Source organism: Bacillus sp. LR--39, assembly GCF_053613335.1.
Map to the genome: position 1 here is coordinate 1 of NZ_JBSIOT010000785.1, position 746 is coordinate 746.

Here is a 746-nt window from a genome sequence, read left to right on the forward strand (position 1 = left end):
GATAATCTCGTCTAAATGGATAATTGTCCGGTCTCCATTGACGTTCCAGAATTTCGGATCATATTCAATCGGGTCATAGCCGATCGTCAGAACAACATCCGCCTGCTCTAGCAGTAAATCGCCAGGCTGGTTGCGGAACAAACCGATGCGGCCAAAATACTGATCCTCTAAATCTCTAGAAAGGGTACCGGCAGCCTGATATGTTTCAACAAATGGAAGCTGAACCTTTTTCAAAAGCTTGCGAACCGCTTTAATCGCTTCCGGTCTTCCGCCTTTCATGCCGACTAATATGACAGGAAGTTTTGCTGTTTGGATTTTTGCTATGGCCGCACTGATTGCATCATCTGCTGCAGGACCGAGTTTTGGCGCTGCAACAGCACGCACGTTTTTCGTATTTGTGACTTCATTCACAACATCTTGCGGAAAGCTCACAAAAGCGGCCCCAGCCTGCCCTGCTGACGCTATCCTAAATGCATTTGTAACAGCTTCCGGTATATTTTTTACATCTTGAACTTCTACACTGTATTTTGTAATCGGCTGGAATAGCGCCGCATTATCCAAAGATTGATGTGTCCGTTTTAAACGATCTGCACGGATCACGTTTCCAGCAAGCGCAACGACAGGGTCTCCTTCAGTGTTCGCTGTCAGCAGGCCTGTTGCCAAGTTAGAGGCACCCGGTCCTGATGTGACTAACACGACTCCCGGTTTTCCAGTTAAACGGCCGACTGCTTGGGCCATGAATGCTG

The 746-nt window shown here is 47.9% G+C and carries 1 protein-coding gene; it reads right to left on the reverse strand.

All coding sequences use genetic code 11. The annotated features are described in order from the left end of the window. Positions 1–746 (reverse strand): thiamine pyrophosphate-binding protein (locus ACWHAR_RS26530; RefSeq protein WP_452088355.1); only part of this gene is annotated, 746 nt, incomplete at both ends.